The sequence below is a fragment of the Frankia sp. BMG5.60 genome (assembly GCF_059428125.1).
In genome coordinates, this window is sequence record NZ_CM182091.1 from 6,846,594 (window position 1) to 6,863,328 (window position 16,735).

Here is a 16,735-nt window from a genome sequence, read left to right on the forward strand (position 1 = left end):
GACCGGGGGTGCCGGGACGGTCGGCGGCTGACGCCGTCGCCTCCCCCGACGGGTGGGCCGGGTGGCGCCCCGGCTGCGGGAAGACCAGCGGGCCCGGGGTGGACGACCTGGTCAGGTCGTCCACCCCGGGCCCGTCGTGGGTCGATCGGTCTCGCCGGCCAGCCGGCGTGGTGGCGTGGTGGCTCAGCCGGCGTCGGTGCCGCCGACGGCGTCGTCGTCGTCGCGCAGGCCGAAGCGACGGATCGCATCCTCGACCAGGCTGGCCTTGACCTCACCGGCCCGGACCAGGGACTCCAGGGCGGCGACGACGACCGACTCGGCGTCGACCTTGAAGTGCCGGCGCAGCGCCAGGCGGGTGTCGGAGCGCCCGTAGCCGTCGGTGCCGAGCGAGGTGAACGCCTGCGGCACCCAGCGGGAGATCTGGTCGGGCACCGCACGCATCCAGTCGGAGACCGCGACCACGGGGCCGGGGGCGCCGTCGAGGATGCGGGTCACGTACGGCACGGCGTCGTCGGCCTCGGGGTTGAGCAGGTTGGCCCGCTCGCAGTCGAGGGCCTCCCGCCGCAGCTCGTTCCACGAGGTCACCGACCACACGTCGGCGGCGACGCCGAAGTCGGCGGCGAGGATCTCCTGCGCGGTGAGCGCCCAGTGGATGGACGTGCCGCTGGCCAGCAACTGCGCCCGCGGTCCCGAGCCGCCCTCGGCGCCGCCGTTCGGCAGGCCGCCGACGAGCTCCTCGGCCGACCGGAACCGGTACATGCCGGCGATGATCTGCGCCGGGTCGAGGCCGGCCGGCTCGGCCGGCTGGGGTACGGGCTCGTTGTAGACGGTGAGGTAGTAGAAGACGTTCTCGTCGCGCTCGCCGTACATCCGGTCCAGGGCGTCGCGGACGATGTGCGAGACCTCGAACGCGAACGCCGGGTCGTAGGCGACGCAGGCCGGGTTGGTCGAGGCGAGCAGCAGCGAGTGGCCGTCCTGGTGCTGCAGGCCCTCGCCGTTGAGCGTGGTCCGCCCGGCGGTGGCGCCGAGCAGGAAGCCGCGGCCGAGCTGGTCGCCGAGCGCCCACATCTGGTCACCGGTGCGCTGGAACCCGAACATCGAGTAGAAGACGTAGACCGGGATCATGTACTGCGCGTGGGTGGAGTACGACGTGGCGGCGGCGATCACCGAACCCATCGAGCCGGCCTCGCTGATGCCCTCGTGCAGCATCTGGCCGGACTCGGACTCCTGGTAGGACAGCAGCAGCTCGCGGTCGACCGCCTCGTAGCGCTGCCCGTGCGGCGAGTAGATCTTCGCCGTCGGGAACATCGCGTCCATGCCGAAGGTGCGGGCCTCGTCGGGGATGACCGGCACGAACCGCGCGCCCATCTCCTTGGTCTTCATGAGATCCTTGAGCAGCCGGACGAACGCCATCGTGGTGGCGACGGGCTGCTTGCCCGAGCCCTTGCGCAGCTCGTCGAAGATCTTCGCGGGCGGCTGGGTGAGCGGCTTGGCCCGCACGACGCGGCGCGGCATCGAGCCGCCGAGCGAGGCCCGGCGCTCCCGCATGTACTGGATCTCCTCGGAGTCCGGCCCCGGGTGGTAGTAGGGGGGCAGGTCCCCGGCCAGCGCCGAGTCCGGGATCTCCAGGTAGAGCCGGTCGCGGAACTCCTTGAGCTCCGCCTTGGTCAGCTTCTTCATCTGGTGGGTGGCGTTGCGGGCCTCGAAGTCCTTGCCCAGCGTCCAGCCCTTGATGGTGTGGGCGAGGATGACCGTGGGCTGACCGGTGTGCTCGGTGGCCGCCTTGTAGGCCGCGTAGAGCTTGCGGTAGTCGTGGCCACCGCGGGAGAGCTTGCGCAGGTCGTCGTCGGCGAGGTCGGCGACCATCCGGCGCAGGCGGGCGTCCGCGCCGAAGAAGTGCTCGCGGATGTACTCGCCCGACGACGTCGTGTAGGTCTGGAACTGCCCGTCCGGGGTGGTGTTCATCCGGTGGACGAGGACGCCGTCGGTGTCCTTGGCCAGCAGCGGGTCCCAGTCGCGACCCCAGACAACCTTGATCACGTTCCAACCGGCGCCGCGGAACAGCGACTCCAGCTCCTGCATGATCTTGCCGTTGCCGCGGACCGGGCCGTCGAGGCGCTGCAGGTTGCAGTTCACCACGAAGATCAGGTTGTCGAGCTCCTCGCGGGCGGCGACGCCGAGCGCCCCGATCGACTCCGGCTCGTCCATCTCGCCGTCGCCGAGGAACGCCCACACCCGGCTGTTCGAGGTGTCCTTGATCTGGCGGTTGAGCAGGTAACGGTTGAACCGCGCCTGGTAGATGGCGTCGATCGGGCCGAGGCCCATCGACACGGTGGGGAACTCCCAGAAGTCGGGCATGAGCCGCGGGTGCGGGTAGGACGACAGCCCGCCCGACTCGCTCTCCCGGCGGAAGGCGTCGAGCTGCTTCTCCGTCAGCCGGCCCTCCAGGAACGCGCGGGCGTAGATGCCCGGCGACGCGTGCCCCTGGATGAAGATCTGGTCACCCGAGTCGCTTCCCGGCGAGGAGCTCAGGTGGTCCTTGCCGCGGAAGAAATGGTTGAATCCGACCTCGTACAGGCTCGCGCTCGACGCGTACGTGGCGATGTGGCCGCCGACGTTGAACTCGGGCCGGTTCGCGCGGCTGACCATGATGGCCGCGTTCCACCGGATATACGCCCGGATGCGGCGCTCGACATGTTCGTCGCCGGGGAACCAGGGCTCGCGCTCCGGCGGAATCGTGTTGATGTAGTCCGTGCTGGTCAGACCGGGAACGCCGACCGCCTTCTCACGGGCTCGTTCGAGGAGCTTCAGCATGAGGAAGCGGGCCCGGCCGCGGCCGGACTCCTCGATGACCGCGTCGAGTGACTCGAGCCACTCGTTGGTCTCGGAGGGGTCGATGTCCGGCAGCTGACTCGGCAGCCCGTCGGTGATGACCGAGAACTTCCGGGTTGTGTCCTGCGCCACGCCTTCTCCTGCTCCTCAAGCTTCCGGGGCCGCCGGGGCCGCTCGAGAAGATCCTCCTCGTGCGTCCGCCGACCCATGTGTCACTTCACGTGCACGCGGATGCGGGAACCCGCATGATCGATGCATCGCCGCGTCCTGGCCGCTCGTCTTCTCCTCCGGCGCGCCGCTGCGGGTGGTCGGCCGACTCCCATCGGTCGAGGGCGGACCCGGCGGGCGAACGCGCCTTGGTCCCATCGTGCTCCGTCCGCGCGACCGCGTCACGCACGCCTTGGTTACTTTCGAGTAGAGAATCGGGCGATACGCGCGGCGTTGTCGACATGTCGTCCGCGGCGCAGCCGGTGAAGGGCCCCCGCCTGGTAGACAATCACCCTGATGGACACCCGGATGAAGACCACGACGCTGTCCGTGCACACCGGCCGCCAGGAGCGTGTGGTCGACCTCACCCCCGACGCGGTGGAGTTCGTCACTGATTCCGGTGATGGCCTGCTGTCGGTGTTCGTGCCGCACGCCACCGCCGGGCTGGCCATCCTCGAGCTGGGTTCCGGCAGTGACCCCGACCTGCTCGCGGCCCTCGCCGAGCTGCTGCCCGCCGACGGCCGGTGGCGCCACGCGCACGGCTCGCCCGGCCACGGCCGTTCCCACGTCATGCCGGCGTTCATCCCGCCGACGCTCACCGTCCCGGTGCTCGACGGGCGGCTCGCGCTCGGCACCTGGCAGTCGATCGCGCTGGTCGATCTCAACGTGGACAACCCCGACCGAACGGTCCGGCTGTCCCTCCTGAGGGGATGATCGAGCGTCCGGCGACGGAATGATCGAGGCTCGTTGCGGGTACCGGCGGGGAGTCGCCGCACGTCGACCACGCCGTCATCGGTCCACAACCGACGGCGTGGCACTTGCGCAGCCACCGGGAGGTCCGGTGGACTAGGTCGAGACGCACCGGGTGATGGACCCCATCGCGCCGGTGCGTCCACGCACGGGACGACTCCGCGGCCCTCGCGGAGCGTCACACACGAACAGGAGGTAGCGCAGGTGAGTCCGACCGCGGCGAACGCCGAGGGTCAGCGCCGGGCGGAGCGACTGGGAGTCTCCGCCGGGACCCAGGTGCAGTCGCTCAACGAGGACGATGACATCGCCCAGGATCTGCTGGACGCGGTGACCAGCGCCAGCGGGACGGAGCTAGTCCCCGAGGACTCCGACGACGTCGTCGACATCGTCCTGCTGTGGTGGCGGGAGGACGACGGGGATCTGGCCAACGCGCTCATCGACGCGCGCCGCCAACTGTCCGACGAGGGGGTGATCTGGTTGCTCACACCCAAGGCCGGACGGGACGGTCATGTCGCGCCGAGCGACGTGCTGGACGCGGTTCCCACCGCGGGTCTGGTGCAGACCAGCACGCTGAGCGTCGCGCAGGAGTGGTCGGGCCAGCGGCTGGCCGCGCCGAAGTCGCAACGCGTGCGGCACCGCTGAGGCCGGCGCGAGGGCGTCCGGCGACCCGCGGGCCCGGGCGCTGTTGAGCCATGCCCGCGTCCGGGTCGGGTCGGGCCTGAGCCGACCCGCGCGCGGCTCTACCGGCGCCTGAGGGGACCCGAACGGCCCGCGTGGCGGGCCGGGCGCCCCCTCGCGCGGGCTCATCGGTACAGCGGCACCTGCTGGCCCTCGACGGCCCCCGGGTAGCGGTCCCAGAGCCGATTGAGTTCGAGTTGGAGGAACAGCGGCCCGAAGCCGATCAGGAACAGCACGAACGCGAGCACCGGGTTCGTCTCCGGGACCCCGGCGGCGTGCTGGGCCGCGCGCGTGCGGGTGCCCAGCCGCCAGGCGGCGACGAACGGCGGGACGAGGACCAGCCAGCCGACGAGGAACGCCAGCAGGGACAGGGCCGGGTTGACCTGGATACGCCGGTCGTACTCACCCAACTCCCGGTTCGTCTTGTAAACCCACACGAAGTAGTAGACCCCAAGGGTGATCAGGGGCAGGCCCAGCCATACGGCGAAAGGATTGCGGTGCTTGCCGAGCACCCCCGCCCCGCTGAAGGAGTCCGGCGTGCCGGGCGGCCCATCCGGGCCGGGCGAGCCGTAGTCGGGGGTCGCGGGATAGCCTTGCTCGGGCTCGGGGCCGGGCAGCGACTCGCGGAAGGCGTAGATCGGGAAGCCGCCGGTCGAGGTGCCCGGACCGTCGATCGGGTGGGGTTCCTGCGCGGGGTAGCCGTGCGGTTCGGGGTAACCGTGCGGGGTCGCACTCTGATTGGTCAAGGTGGTCCTGCCCTCATCGGTGTCCATACCTGTGGCGCACGCGGAGCACGCATCGTGTTACGCGCATGTCCGGCCGATGGCTCCCGTGTCGATCGGCCAGACTAGGCCAGTCTGACGTAGGAAACCCGAACACTCGCCGCATGAGTGCCCCGGGAGCGCGAAAGATACCTTCCGTCGGGATCGAATGCGGGTGAACCTTCGTCTGGGTGGCAGTCGAGTGGCGGCCCGACGCAGGTGGTCGATGTCTGTCGGTCGGGGTGGTCCTGAGCCCGGCGTGGGTCGGCCGTCGACCGTCCTCGCAGGTCGTGGTCGGCGCCTGGGCGGCTGGTGAGGCGGGCGGACGGCTTCCGGGCGTCCGTGTGGGCCATCCGCGGGTGGTCGGCCGGTTTCTTCCCGGTCGGAACTGGCATGCTGGCTCTGGGACGGCGGACCGATCTGCGGGGGCGCCCGAACCGGTGGGTGCCGTCGCCGGTCGGCTCCTGTTCCCACCTGCCGCCGTTGCGATCATTCGATCTGTGGTGATCCACCGGATCGGCCCGTGCATCGTCCTTGGTGCTCGGTCGTCCTGATCAGCGTCATTGTGTGATCAGCCCCATCGTCGTGGAGAGGAAGCGCCCGTGACCGTCGAGGTTGGCTCCGTCGCCCCGGACTTCTCGCTGAAGGACCAGAACAACGAGACCATCACCCTGTCGGAGTTCCGCGGCAAGCGGAACGTCGTCCTGCTGTTCTACCCGCTGACCTTCACCGGCGTCTGCCAGGGCGAGCTGTGCTCGGTCCGCGACGACCTCGGCTCGTTCCAGAACGACAACGTTCAGGTGCTGGCCGTATCCGTCGACTCGCCGTTCGCCCACAAGGTCTGGGCCGAGCAGCAGGGCTACGAGTTCCCGCTGCTCGCCGACTTCTGGCCGCACGGCGAGGTCGCGAAGGCGTACGGCATCTTCAACGAGGAGCGGGGCATCTCCGTGCGCGGCACCTTCGTGATCGACAAGGAGGGTGTCGTGCGCTGGAAGGTCGTCAACAACATCCCCGACGCGCGGGACCAGGCCGAGTACCTCAAGGCTCTCGCCGCCCTCTAGGATCTATCTACGGGAGCCGGCCCGCGTACCTGGGTAGTCGTGGGGCCGGCTCCCGCTGCCGACGGCCCTCGGCCGGTCGCGGCGCCCGTCCCGGCGTAATCCGCCGGGTGATCGGGCGCCCGATCGTTCCACGGGCCGTCGTCGCATGCGTAGTCTTAGTGAGCTTCGTTCTCACGTCTCCCGGGCGCGTAGCTCAGCGGGAGAGCGCTCGCCTTACAAGCGAGTGGTCGCAGGTTCGATCCCTGCCGCGCCCACGCGCTGGCTTCGCGTGCTCGCTGATCTTCGATTAGGCTCGCTGGGGGCCGCGATGTCTGTTGGGGGGCCGAGCCCCCCATACCCCCCACGGTGGCAACCGGGGTGCCCTCGGGGGTGGATCGCCGGGCGACGACGCCGTCGAGTCCGCGTTCGGCTTCCGTGGGCGTTGTGGGCTGCCAGGCTTGATCATTGAGGTGTTGATCTTTCTCCTCGCGGCCAGAGGAATGCCGAGCCGGGCGGAGATCAGCAAGTATCGAGGCGCTGATCCGTGACCCGCAGGGGCTTGCGCCAGATGGAGACGTGACTTTCGCTGTCGGTGGTGAAAGGGCTGCCGTCCCAGTCGGCGAACCGGCTCTCCAGTTCCAGGCCGGCGAGTTGCGCCATGAGGTCGCATTCGGCGGGCCAGATGTAGCGGAATTCGCCGGAGCCGTAGCGCACTGTCCCGTCGGCCGCGTGCCAGTAGTGATGGGAGGTGCACTGCTGTGTGGCGAGGTCGTAGGTGTCGAACACGAGGTGTCGGTCACCGGTGCTGATCGGGACCGCGGCCTGGCCGGGAGGCAGCCGCCGTATCGGCGGCACCCACAGCTCAATGACAAAACGCCCGCCGGGGCCGAGGTGTCGGGCGGCGTTGCGGAAGCAGGCGACCTGCTCCGTCTGGGTGCGAAAGTTGGAGATGCTGTTCCAGACCAGGAAGACGAGCGAGAACTCGCCGGGAACAGTGGTCGTGGCCATGTCACCGACGACCACTGGCAGGGTCGCCTCGTCAGCCTTGCGCCGCAGTTGGGCGACCATCGACGCCGACAATTCGATTCCGGTCACGGGAACGCCGCGGGCGACCAGCGGGAGGCCGACGCGACCGGTGCCGATCGCGAACTCCAACGCCGCACCCGAACCGGCCAGACGGGCCAGCAGATCGACGGTCGGACCGAGCACCTCCGGCGCGAACTTCTCGGCGGAGGTGGTGTCGTAGCGCTCCGCCGTTTCGTCGTCCCACACTTCGCTGCTCGTCACGGCGCCGCAGGCTAACGGGCAGAAATCGGTTCTGTCGACTCATTTTCTGCGCTTGGTTCGCCCGCTCCACGAGGTTGGCGCCTCAAGGTCACCGTTCTCGATCCGGCCCTGACGCGTCCGCCAGGGCGTCGAGCGCGGCGGGAGGCGGATGCCGGCCCGGCTGTCACGCCTGCTGCGGTGGGCGGGCGTTGACGCGGGCCACATCTGATCCCCAGGCGAGGAGCTGAGGACTGCAGTCATCGTGCGCGATCCGGCATTCGATCAGGACCGGACCGCCCCGGTGCGTGCGGGCCCTGCCGATCGCGGCGGCCAGCTCGGCTCGCGTGGTGGCGGTCAGGCCCAGCCCGTTGCCGTCATCGGCGTTGAGAGCCGGGATCAGTCCGGCGTAGTCCCAGTTCTTGATGTAGTTGTACGGGCCGTCGTGGATCGCCGATTCCGCGACATAGCCGTGGTTGTTGACCAGGAAGATCAGGGGCTCCTGCCCGTGCCGGATGATGCTGGAGACCTCCTGGGCCGTCAGTTGGAATGAGCCGTCGCCGATGACCGAGATCAGCCGCCGGTCCGGCTCCATTCCCAGCGCGTACCCGAACGTCGCGGGAGTCCGTCGAATGCAACGTCCGGACCGGTGCGAACGGACCTGGTGCGGGGCAGAGCGCGTCGGAGAGGTTGCAGGCGATCTCGATGTACGCCGGCTTGCGCTCCCGCAGCGCGGTGCCGATCGCATGGTCGATCATCGACGGCGCGTTGTCGGGATGCAGGATACGGACCGCGGCGCAGGTCACGTGGCGGAACATCTCGTACTGGTAGGAGAGGTCGTGCGTGCCGATCGTGTGACGGACGAGATGATTGGCGCCCGTGTCGTTCGTGTTCGGACCGGAGGAGACGATGATAACCGGCAGGCTTTCGGCGTAGGCGCCGGCCACGCCGTTGAGGGCGGAGAGGGCGCCGACGTTGAACGTGGTCACCACCGCCCCACACCCGCGGACCCGGGCGTAGCCCTCGGCCACATACGCTGCGTTGAGTTCGTTGCAGCAGCCGATCTGCTCCACGTCCTTGTTCGCCAGAAGTTCGTCGAGCAGCACCAGGTTATAGTCGCCGGGAACCAGGAAGTAGTGTTTCAACCCGATATCCTGGAAACGCGCCGCAAGGTAGTTTCCCACCGTGAAGTGAGACATCGTCGGATTCTCCCCTTTTCGCCTGCGGCCCAGCACTCCGGCACCGCGACGTCGGCGACGAACCGGCCGTGACCGGTGTACCCGCTGTCCTCGACTCCGGATCCCGACCGGGCAGGTCGCGTGCGGAGGGAGCCAGGGCGGGGCGGCCCAGCGTCGAGTTGAACCGTTTCAGTCGGTGAGGTGATTGATCGCGCCGGTGCGGACGGCGGTACAGATCTGGCGCCAGACGGCGGCGGGGATCTCGATGTGGTGGCTACCGAGGTAGCCATAGCGGAGGTGGATGTGCCCGTCCCGCTCGGCGGCGAGGCCGCCACTGGCTGCGGTCCAGGGGGTCCAGGCGGCGTTCAGCCGGTGGAACGCTCCCCGGTCGCCGGCGCGGATCTCCGCCCGCAGGGCGAACCAGATCACCCTGGGCATCCGTAGGTCCGGGTCGGTGCCGGTCGTGTAGCTGATGGCGACGGTCTCGCCGTCGCGGGCGAACGCGACGTCGGGACTGACCGCGGGCCGGCGCCAGGCGAGCTGGTCCGGGGGGCTGGCCATAGTCGCTCCTGCGTAGTGGTCTGCGGTGACCCGTCGGCGCGGGACCATCCGGGTTCCTCGCCGACATGGGCAGTCTGTGCACGTGACCGGGTGACCGCCAGGTGTGCGCACGATGCGTGCTGTGCCGTGCCGTGCTGTGCGCCGCTGCGACAGCGACAGCGACAGCGACAGCGGCTGTGGCTGTGGCCGCGGCCGCGGACCCGGCGTCAGGGCGAACGGGGAGGAACAGCGACGGGTGAACGAGGACAGGACCGGCGCGCTGGCGCTGGGACGGCGGATTCGGAGTCTGCGCGGTCGGATGAGTCAGGACACGCTGAGCCGGCGGATCGGGTTCCACCGGACCCGGATCTCCAAGGCCGAGAACGGGGAGCTGCCCTCCGCGGATCTGTGCGCCGCTCTCGACGACTACTGGCGGACCGGCGGGGAGATCGCCGCCTGGCAGGCCCGACTCGAGGCGGCCCGCGACGGCGACGGCGACGGCGCGGCCGGGACCGACCGTAGGCAGGTCTTCGAGTTCTCGGCGGCCGGGTTGATCGCCGCGGACACGTACCGGCGCCGTGCGCGCCGCAATCCGGACGCGCTCACCCTGACCGAACTCGCCGACGAGGTCGACGGTCATGCGGCGGTGTTCACGACCACGCCCCACGCGATCCTCGCGCCGCGGGTGTATCGCACCTGGCAGTCCGCCGAGCGGCTGCTCGACGCGGGCGCCAAGACCAGGGCGCAGGCGAGGCTCACCCAGATCGCCGGCTACTCGGCGTACATGCTGTCGCGGCTGGCGTTCAACCTCGGCGATCAGGCCGCCTCACGGCGCTTCGTCACCCAGGCCGGCGACCACGCCGACCAGATCGACGACCCGGTGCTGGCCGCCTCGATGGCGGCGATGTCCTCCACCCTGGCGTTCTACGGCCACCAGTACACCGAGGCCGTCGAGTCCGCGCGCCGGGCGCCGAACCACTCCTACACCCGGGCCAGGCTCGCCGCCTACGAGGCGCGGGCGCTGGCCGCTCTCGGCGATTCGGGTGGCACCCGGGAGGCGCTGGACCGGATGCGGCGCGCCGTGATCGACGTCCCGGCCCGGCCGGGAAGCTCGCCGTTCGGACCTGCGACGGCCGAATCGTTCACCGCCGGCGTCCTCGCCCGTCTCGGCGCGGGCGACGAGGCGGAGCCGATCGCCCGTGCCGCGGTCGATGCCTTCGACCGCGGTCGGGCCGTCGGCTTCGAGGACCACGGCCACGCCGTCATGGTCCTCGCGACCGCCCTCGTGCGCCGCGCGCGTCCCGATCCGGCCGAGGCGGCCCGGCTCGGGACGCGGGCCCTGGCGATCCTGGCCGCGAGCCCGACCCAGACGCTGATCAGTCGCGCGGGACGGCTCGCGGCCGATCTCGCCGGGCATGCTCCCATCCCGGAGGTCGTGGACTTCCGCGAACGGCTCATCGCCGTTTCCCCTCCGGCTTTGATGGATGGATGACCCTCGACATTGGCGAGTCGCTCCCTGCGGTCATGGTGCCGACGGCTCGTACCGAGCGGCTCATCCTGCGCGGGTGGACCGCCGACGACATCCCGGCCTACACCCGGATGGCGTTGAACCCGCGGATGAGCCGCTACACCGGATCGCCGTCGAGCGAGGGCGCGGTCTGGAACATGTTCGCGTTGCAGATCGGGCACTGGGCCCTCAACGGCTTCGGCATGTGGCTCGCGCACGAGCGGGCCACCGGGGAGTTCATCGGGCGCGCCGGCCTTTACCGGGAGTACGGCTGGCCCGGCCTGGAAGCCGCCTGGACCATCCGCCCGGAGCGGTGGGGGGAGGGATTCGCGACCGAGGGCGGTGCCGCCGCGATCGAGTACGCCTTCGCCGCTCTCCGCGCCGACCGGGTCATCTCGATCATCCACCCGGAGAACGCGGCGTCCATCCGGGTCGCGGTCAAGCTCGGCATGACGTTCGCGGAAGCCACCGAGCGCAACGGCCAGCCGCGGCACATCTACGCGATCAGTCGTCCCGACTGGGGACCGGACACCGCGGGCTCCCGGTGAGCTGTCCGTGCGTGTGTGCCTGGACCATGGGCCTTCCGTGCTATGTGGTCATCCGTGCTGCCCATGCTGTTGGTTGCGTGTTCAACCTCTGGTCGTCGGTGTGCAGGAGGCTCCGCGAGGGCGCGAGATCGCCTCCGCCTGCCCATGACCCTGCACGAGGAGTAACTGCATTGCGTAGATATTCGCCTGGGAAAATGCGACTCGCTGTCGCCACAGTTCTGGCCGTCGCCGCCCTCGGCCTGTTCGGTATGCCGGCGGTGGCGCAGGGGCCGGCGGATGTGCGGATCAACGAGGTCGAGTCGAGCGGTGGGTCGCCCGGCGACTGGGTGGAGCTGACGAACATCGGTTCGGCGGCTGTGGACGTCTCCGGCTGGGTCGTCAAGGACAACGACGACTCGCACGTGTTCACGGTGGCGTCGGGTACGTCGCTGGCGCCCGGCGGGCATCTGGTTCTCGACGTCGATCCGGTGTTCGGTCTCGGTAGTTCCGATTCGGTGCGGCTGTACCAGCCGGGTGGTACGACACTGGTCGATTCCTACACTTGGACCTCGCACGCGTCGACGACCTACGGGCGCTGCCCCGACGGCACCGGCGCCTTCACGACGACCACCTCGTCGACGCGCGGCGCGGCGAACGCCTGCCCCCCCAGCACGTGGCCCGGCGGCTCGGCCGTCGCCACCGCGGACGACGCGAACGTGTTCGGCACGAACCTCAGTGGGCTGTCCTTCCAGAGCTCCGGTGTTCTGTGGGCGGTGAAGAACGGCCCCGGCACGCTCTACCGGCTCGTGCCGAACGGCGCGAAGTGGCAGCCCGACACGACCGGCGGCTGGGCCTCGGGCAAGGCGCTGCACTACGCCGGCGGGACCGGCGACCCCGACGCGGAGGGCGTGGTCACCACCCCTGACGGCGTGGTCGTCTCCACGGAACGGGACAACAGCAACAGTGGCGTCAGCCTGCTGAAGGTCCTGCGGTACGACGGCTCCTCCACGGCCACCTCGCTGAACGCGACCGCGGAATGGAACCTCACCTCCGACCTGCCGTCCGTGGCGGCCAACAGCGGGCTCGAGGCGATCTCGTGGATTCCCGACACCTACCTCACCGCACACGGTTTCCACGACGAGCACACCAACACCGCCTACGACCCGGGCGCCTATCCCGGCCACGGCAGCGGCCTGTACTTCGTCGGTCTTGAGGCCAACGGCACCGTCTACGCCTACGCGCTCAACCAGAGCGGTGGCGGCTACACCCGGATCGCCACCGTTTCGAGCGGCTTCGCCGGAGTCATGGACCTCGAGTACGAGCCCGCGACCGGCCACCTGTGGGCCGAATGCGACGACACCTGCCAGGGCCGCACCGCGACGCTCGACATCAACGCCGCCGGCCGGCTCGCCGTCACCGCCGTGTACGCCCGCCCCTCCGGGATGTCCAACTACAACAACGAGGGTTTCGCCCTCGCCCCCCAGGACACCTGCTCAGCCGGGCACAAGCCGGTCGTCTGGTCCGACGACGACAACGACTCCAGCCACGCGCTGCGCAGCGGCACGCTGAACTGCACTCCCTGACGTCCCGCGTCCGGGGTGGGCGGCCCCGCGGGTCCGCCCACCCCACCACTCCCGATTGGAAAAGGTCCCAACAGGCGCCGTTGATCACCTGAAAATCGTCGGTGGATCGGGGATTGGGCCGTGCTGACCCGCCACCTCGGTGCCAGCGGTCGAGGTTGAAAAGGGCTCGGTGCGCCCTCGTCCAGGTTCGCCAACTGCAGGATCAGTCCCGCCCTGGGAGGAGAGGCTGACCATCGGCGGGACGCCGGACACCACCTGGCGGGAGAAACGCCCCTATTTGCCGCCAGATCGCGGTGGACATGAAACCGTGCGGTAATCGACGATGACCCGACCGCAATGAGACGCCGCAGCTCATGAACGGGAGGCCCGACGTCGACTTCTGCGTCCGGCTCTGCGACGTGTTTCCCGACGGCCGGTCGCGGCTGCTCAACACCGGCGCCCTGAAGGGATCGCACGTGGTTACCCGTACGTGGTGTTCACGACGGGCTGAGATCGGGCGCGCGGTGAGGTGCGCCGGCTGGTCAGCGGGCCGTCGTCCGGGAGTAGAGCAGGGCGTTCGGGGAGCCGTCGCCGACGTTGGTCAGCACGCCTTGGGTCGCGGCGTTCACGATGGCGGTGCGGACCCGGTCGGGGCCGGCGTCGGGGTGGGTCTCCAGGAAGAGGGCGGCGGCTCCGGTGACGTGCGGGGCCGCCATGGACGTGCCGCTGATGGTGTTGGTGGCGGTGTCGGACTCGCTCCAGTCGGACGTGATGTCGGTGCCGGGGGCGAACAGGTCCACGCACCTGCCGAAGTTGGAGTACGAGATGTCGCGGCTGTCCTCGGCGGTCGTCGCGCCCACGGTGATGGCGCGGGGAAGTCGGGCGGGGGAGAAGTCGCACGCGTCGCTGCCGCCGTTGCCGGCCGCGACGGAGTAGGTCAGGCCGGCGTTGATGGACTGGCGTACCGCCAGGTCCAGCGCTCGGGACGCGTCGCCCTCCAGGCTCATGTTCACCACGGCGGGGCCGGCGTGGTGGGCGGTGATCCAGTCGATGCCGGCGATGACGCCGCTCACCGTGCCGAAACCGGCGCAGTCCAGCACCCGCACCGCGACCAGGCGGACCGACTTGGCGACGCCGTACGTCGATCCGCCGACGGTCCCGGCGACGTGGGTGCCGTGACCGTTGCAGTCGTTGGTGCCGTTACCGTCGCTGATGGACGAGAAGCCGCTCGAGGCACGGCCGCCGAAGTCCTTGTGGCTGGTCCGGATGCCGGTGTCGACGATGTACGCGGTGACGCGGGCACCGGTCGAGTCGTAGGTGTACTTGTGATCCAGCGGGCGGTCGAGCTGGTCGATGCGGTCCAGTCCCCAGTCGGGGCGCCGCTGCGTGATGTCGGCCCGGACCACCTTGTCGGCCTCGACGTAGTCGACGTCGGGGTCGGCGCGCACGGCGGTGAGCTGCTGGGCGTCGAGCCGCGCCGCGTATCCGTTCACGGTCTGGCGGAATTCCCGGTCGACCCGCACGCCCATACCCCGGGCGCGGCCGACGGCGGGCGCCGGGCCGCTCGGCGGCGCGGCGGATTTCAGCACGACGATGTACTGGCCGGCGGGGTCGGATGGGGCCGCGAGGGCGGCGTCCATCGCGGCCGTCTGCGCCACGACGAAAGCGGTGACGAGCCCGCCGGTCGCCGCGAGTCGAAAAAGGCTTCTTTTCATTGCTTCTGCTCCTCCGGGCCGCGCCGGATCGGCGCGCCGGTTGCGGGGTGGGTGCACCGGGAGGCGGATCAGCCGAGCCCGAGGCCGCGCGCGACGGTCAACTGGATCTGGTTGGTCTGCCGGATGCCCTCCAGCGCCTTCCGGTTGGCGGCGAGGTCGGGGCGCTGGAGCTCCGACTCGACGCTGAACCAGACGCCGACCAGATTGGTCTGTTTCTTGCAGGCGATGTCGGTCGCCGCCACGGCGGTTTCCGTCGCCGACACCGGGCCCGTGCGGAACCGTGGATCGGCGGCGGCGTCCAGCGGCGACGAATAGTGCAGTCCGTGCCTGCCCATGCAGGCCGACCAGGCGCGCAGGACCTCCTGCACGCGCCCGTCGCGGCCGGATGCGAAATAGCTGGTCTGGGAGAGTCGCTGCGCGAGGTCCGGGTCCGTGCCGGCGGGTGCGCCCGCATTCAACCGGCGTTTTGCCTCACCGGCGCAGCCGCCGGCCGGGATGGGTCGCCCGTCGACGGCGCCTGGATGCCGGCCGGTGAGGATGTCGAGGGTCCTGGGATCCGGCGCCGTCGCCGATCCCGCGGGCGTCGGGGGTTCGTCGGCCGGTCGAGGCTTCGACGCGCGGTAGCCGGCCGTCGCGGCCAGTGCCGCGTCGGTGATGCCGTACCGGCGTTCGTTCAACGTGGCCGGCAGGTCCGTGGCGATGGGCCGTGGCCGCGGATCGGGCAACCCGAAGCGGCGCGTGCACTGGGCGAGTAACGCCCGGTACGCCTGGGCGACCGACGCGGATTCGCGCGGGCTGAGCAGGTACCGGTCGAGGGGAAGGTGCAGCGCGGCGCCGTCGAGAAGCACCGGCGGCCGGGCCGCCGCCACGGCGGCGGGCGCGCTGGCGCGCGTGGTCCCGCAGCCAGCGACGCAGGCCGAGACGAGGGCCACGGCGAGGGCCACCGTCGCCGCCGGAGCCCACCGGGAGACGAGGTCGGGCCGTTCGGGGGCGGCCCGCCGGCGGGGGGCAAGGTGCCGGCCGAAACGGCCCGCCTGGTGGGGCATCGGTCTCCTGTCGGTCACCGCGGCCGGCACGGCCGATCAGGGCCGATCCTGATCGTCCGGTTGGGGACGGGACCGGCCCTGAAACGGCGCCTAGTCGGCGGGAGCGGTATAGCGATTGGATCGGTTTTCGAGCGGGCTCAGACCCAGATGAAGGATTCGACGTTGTTGGTGAAGGTGGGGGTGAAGTTGCCGCCGCTGCTGGGGGCGATGGTGCCCCAGGTGCCGGTGCTGTTCACGCCGGTGTAGACGCGGGCGGTGAGGTGCTGGTCGTAGTTCCAGGCGGATTCCGAGTTGTTCCCGACCCGGGCACCCTGCCCGGCGCCGGGCGAGCTGAAGGTGTTGTTGTTGAGGTCGTTGTCCGAGAAGAAGAAGTCCGCGTGGCTGCCCCCGAAGTTCTGGAAGTACCACAGGCACAGGTCGCCGTCGCCGTTGCTGTACAGGTTGCAGGCCCCGTCGAGGTGCTGCGCGCTGATGCCATGGCTGTTGCGGCCGGCCTTGGTCGTCGCGGCGGCGCTGAGACCCGAGATGCTCGCGGGCGCCGGCGCGCTGGTCCCCGCCGAGGTCGCCGATCCGCCGCCGCTGGCGGCGAGGGCGGGTTGCCCGACGGCGACGATGCCGGCGACGGCCACCCCGCCAACGGCGACGGCGAGGCTCCGGCGAAGAGAGGTCTTGTTCATGTCCATGCTCCTTGCGTCGATGAGAAAATGCTTGAACGCCGCTCCCGTAACGACGTCACGTTGCCCCGACTGCCCTTTCCAGGCACATCAGATGAATCGCCCACGCGGCACGCACATCGTGGTCTCTTGGTGTCCCTGCGGGTCTGGTTGCGACCTGATGAAAGTTGCGTCAACAATGAGGCTTCGTCGCTGGGTCGGGTTTCGGTGGGAAAGCGACTGCCTGGTTGGGGAGAATGTTGGGTGCGGATTGAAAGTATGGCGCCGGGTCCGCGGTGTCCAGGATGCCGCCGTAGCGCGTGTCGAGCCGGAGTCGCGGGTTGCCGGGTGGCGCATGTCCCGTCTAATCGGGGAAATTCCGGCCGCTTTTACCGTGGCAGTGGGCGTATCCGGGTGATGGTCGGGGCAGCGAGCGGCGGCGGTGACGGATACCCGACACCGCCGACCGTCGAGAG

Annotated in this window: 14 protein-coding genes, 1 tRNA gene and 1 pseudogene; 7 read left to right on the forward strand and 9 right to left on the reverse strand. The window is 70.1% G+C overall.

Going from position 1 to position 16,735, the window contains the following annotated elements; genetic code table 11:
- Positions 1 to 183 precede the first annotated feature (183 nt).
- On the reverse strand, positions 184 to 2,964 hold the full coding sequence (aceE, locus tag AC5R91_RS28100) for a pyruvate dehydrogenase (acetyl-transferring), homodimeric type (RefSeq protein ID WP_495394296.1): 2,781 nt from the start codon (positions 2,962 to 2,964) through the stop codon (positions 184 to 186).
- Positions 2,965 to 3,348: 384 nt separating this feature from the next.
- On the opposite strand from aceE, the gene AC5R91_RS28105 reads away from it, so the two are divergent.
- Together AC5R91_RS28105 and AC5R91_RS28110 are read left to right on the forward strand one after the other, a co-directional pair.
- A complete protein-coding gene (locus AC5R91_RS28105; RefSeq protein WP_495394297.1) occupies positions 3,349 to 3,753 on the forward strand; it encodes a secondary thiamine-phosphate synthase enzyme YjbQ in 405 nt (134 codons plus the stop codon).
- Positions 3,754 to 3,993: 240 nt separating this feature from the next.
- The gene (locus AC5R91_RS28110; RefSeq protein WP_009742958.1) at positions 3,994 to 4,431 is read left to right on the forward strand and encodes a DUF3052 domain-containing protein; all 438 of its coding nucleotides are present in this window, start codon (positions 3,994 to 3,996) and stop codon (positions 4,429 to 4,431) included.
- Positions 4,432 to 4,592: 161 nt separating this feature from the next.
- Here the strand turns inward: AC5R91_RS28110 and AC5R91_RS28115 are convergent, their stop codons facing one another.
- On the reverse strand, positions 4,593 to 5,213 hold the full coding sequence (locus AC5R91_RS28115; RefSeq protein ID WP_495394298.1) for a DUF4234 domain-containing protein: 621 nt from the start codon (positions 5,211 to 5,213) through the stop codon (positions 4,593 to 4,595).
- 617 nt (positions 5,214 to 5,830) lie between these two features.
- On the opposite strand from AC5R91_RS28115, the gene AC5R91_RS28120 reads away from it, so the two are divergent.
- The gene (locus tag AC5R91_RS28120; RefSeq protein WP_009742960.1) at positions 5,831 to 6,289 is read left to right on the forward strand and encodes a peroxiredoxin; all 459 of its coding nucleotides are present in this window, start codon (positions 5,831 to 5,833) and stop codon (positions 6,287 to 6,289) included.
- Between the two features lie 182 nt (positions 6,290 to 6,471).
- Positions 6,472 to 6,543 (forward strand) — tRNA-Val (locus AC5R91_RS28125).
- 244 nt (positions 6,544 to 6,787) lie between these two features.
- Here the strand turns inward: AC5R91_RS28125 and AC5R91_RS28130 are convergent.
- The 4 genes and pseudogenes from AC5R91_RS28130 to AC5R91_RS28145 form a co-directional block, all read right to left on the reverse strand.
- Positions 6,788 to 7,555, reverse strand: coding sequence for a class I SAM-dependent DNA methyltransferase (locus AC5R91_RS28130; protein ID WP_495394299.1), 768 nt, complete (start codon positions 7,553 to 7,555; stop codon positions 6,788 to 6,790).
- Between the two features lie 163 nt (positions 7,556 to 7,718).
- The gene (locus tag AC5R91_RS28135) at positions 7,719 to 8,279 is read right to left on the reverse strand and encodes a thiamine pyrophosphate-dependent enzyme (RefSeq protein ID WP_495398079.1); all 561 of its coding nucleotides are present in this window, start codon (positions 8,277 to 8,279) and stop codon (positions 7,719 to 7,721) included.
- Between the two features lie 130 nt (positions 8,280 to 8,409).
- Positions 8,410 to 8,730: pseudogene (locus tag AC5R91_RS28140) on the reverse strand (thiamine pyrophosphate-binding protein); the annotation flags it as partial.
- Positions 8,731 to 8,898: 168 nt separating this feature from the next.
- A complete protein-coding gene (locus AC5R91_RS28145; protein WP_495394300.1) occupies positions 8,899 to 9,270 on the reverse strand; it encodes a hypothetical protein in 372 nt (123 codons plus the stop codon).
- Between the two features lie 235 nt (positions 9,271 to 9,505).
- Here AC5R91_RS28145 and AC5R91_RS28150 point away from each other — a divergent pair, with 235 nt between their 5' ends.
- The 3 genes from AC5R91_RS28150 to AC5R91_RS28160 all read left to right on the forward strand — a co-directional run bounded on the left by AC5R91_RS28150 (position 9,506) and on the right by AC5R91_RS28160 (position 12,866).
- Positions 9,506 to 10,741: an NsdA family TPR-like regulatory protein gene (locus AC5R91_RS28150; protein WP_495394301.1), complete on the forward strand. Its 1,236-nt coding sequence runs from the start codon at positions 9,506 to 9,508 to the stop codon at positions 10,739 to 10,741.
- Entirely contained in the window at positions 10,738 to 11,304 is a 567-nt protein-coding gene (locus tag AC5R91_RS28155) for a GNAT family N-acetyltransferase (RefSeq protein ID WP_495394302.1), read from the forward strand. The genes AC5R91_RS28150 and AC5R91_RS28155 overlap by 4 nt, the downstream gene beginning before the upstream one ends.
- 194 nt (positions 11,305 to 11,498) lie before the next feature.
- The gene (locus AC5R91_RS28160) at positions 11,499 to 12,866 is read left to right on the forward strand and encodes a lamin tail domain-containing protein (protein ID WP_495394303.1); all 1,368 of its coding nucleotides are present in this window, start codon (positions 11,499 to 11,501) and stop codon (positions 12,864 to 12,866) included.
- 521 nt (positions 12,867 to 13,387) lie between these two features.
- On the opposite strand, the gene AC5R91_RS28165 is transcribed toward AC5R91_RS28160, so the two are convergent.
- The 3 genes from AC5R91_RS28165 to AC5R91_RS28175 all read right to left on the reverse strand — a co-directional run bounded on the left by AC5R91_RS28165 (position 13,388) and on the right by AC5R91_RS28175 (position 16,283).
- Positions 13,388 to 14,560 (reverse strand): S8 family peptidase, encoded by a 1,173-nt coding sequence (locus AC5R91_RS28165; RefSeq protein WP_495394304.1) that lies wholly within the window; start codon positions 14,558 to 14,560, stop codon positions 13,388 to 13,390.
- Positions 14,561 to 14,628: 68 nt separating this feature from the next.
- A complete protein-coding gene (locus AC5R91_RS28170) occupies positions 14,629 to 15,606 on the reverse strand; it encodes a hypothetical protein (RefSeq protein WP_495394305.1) in 978 nt (325 codons plus the stop codon).
- Between the two features lie 137 nt (positions 15,607 to 15,743).
- Entirely contained in the window at positions 15,744 to 16,283 is a 540-nt protein-coding gene (locus tag AC5R91_RS28175) for a peptidase inhibitor family I36 protein (protein ID WP_495394306.1), read from the reverse strand.
- Positions 16,284 to 16,735 lie beyond the last annotated feature (452 nt).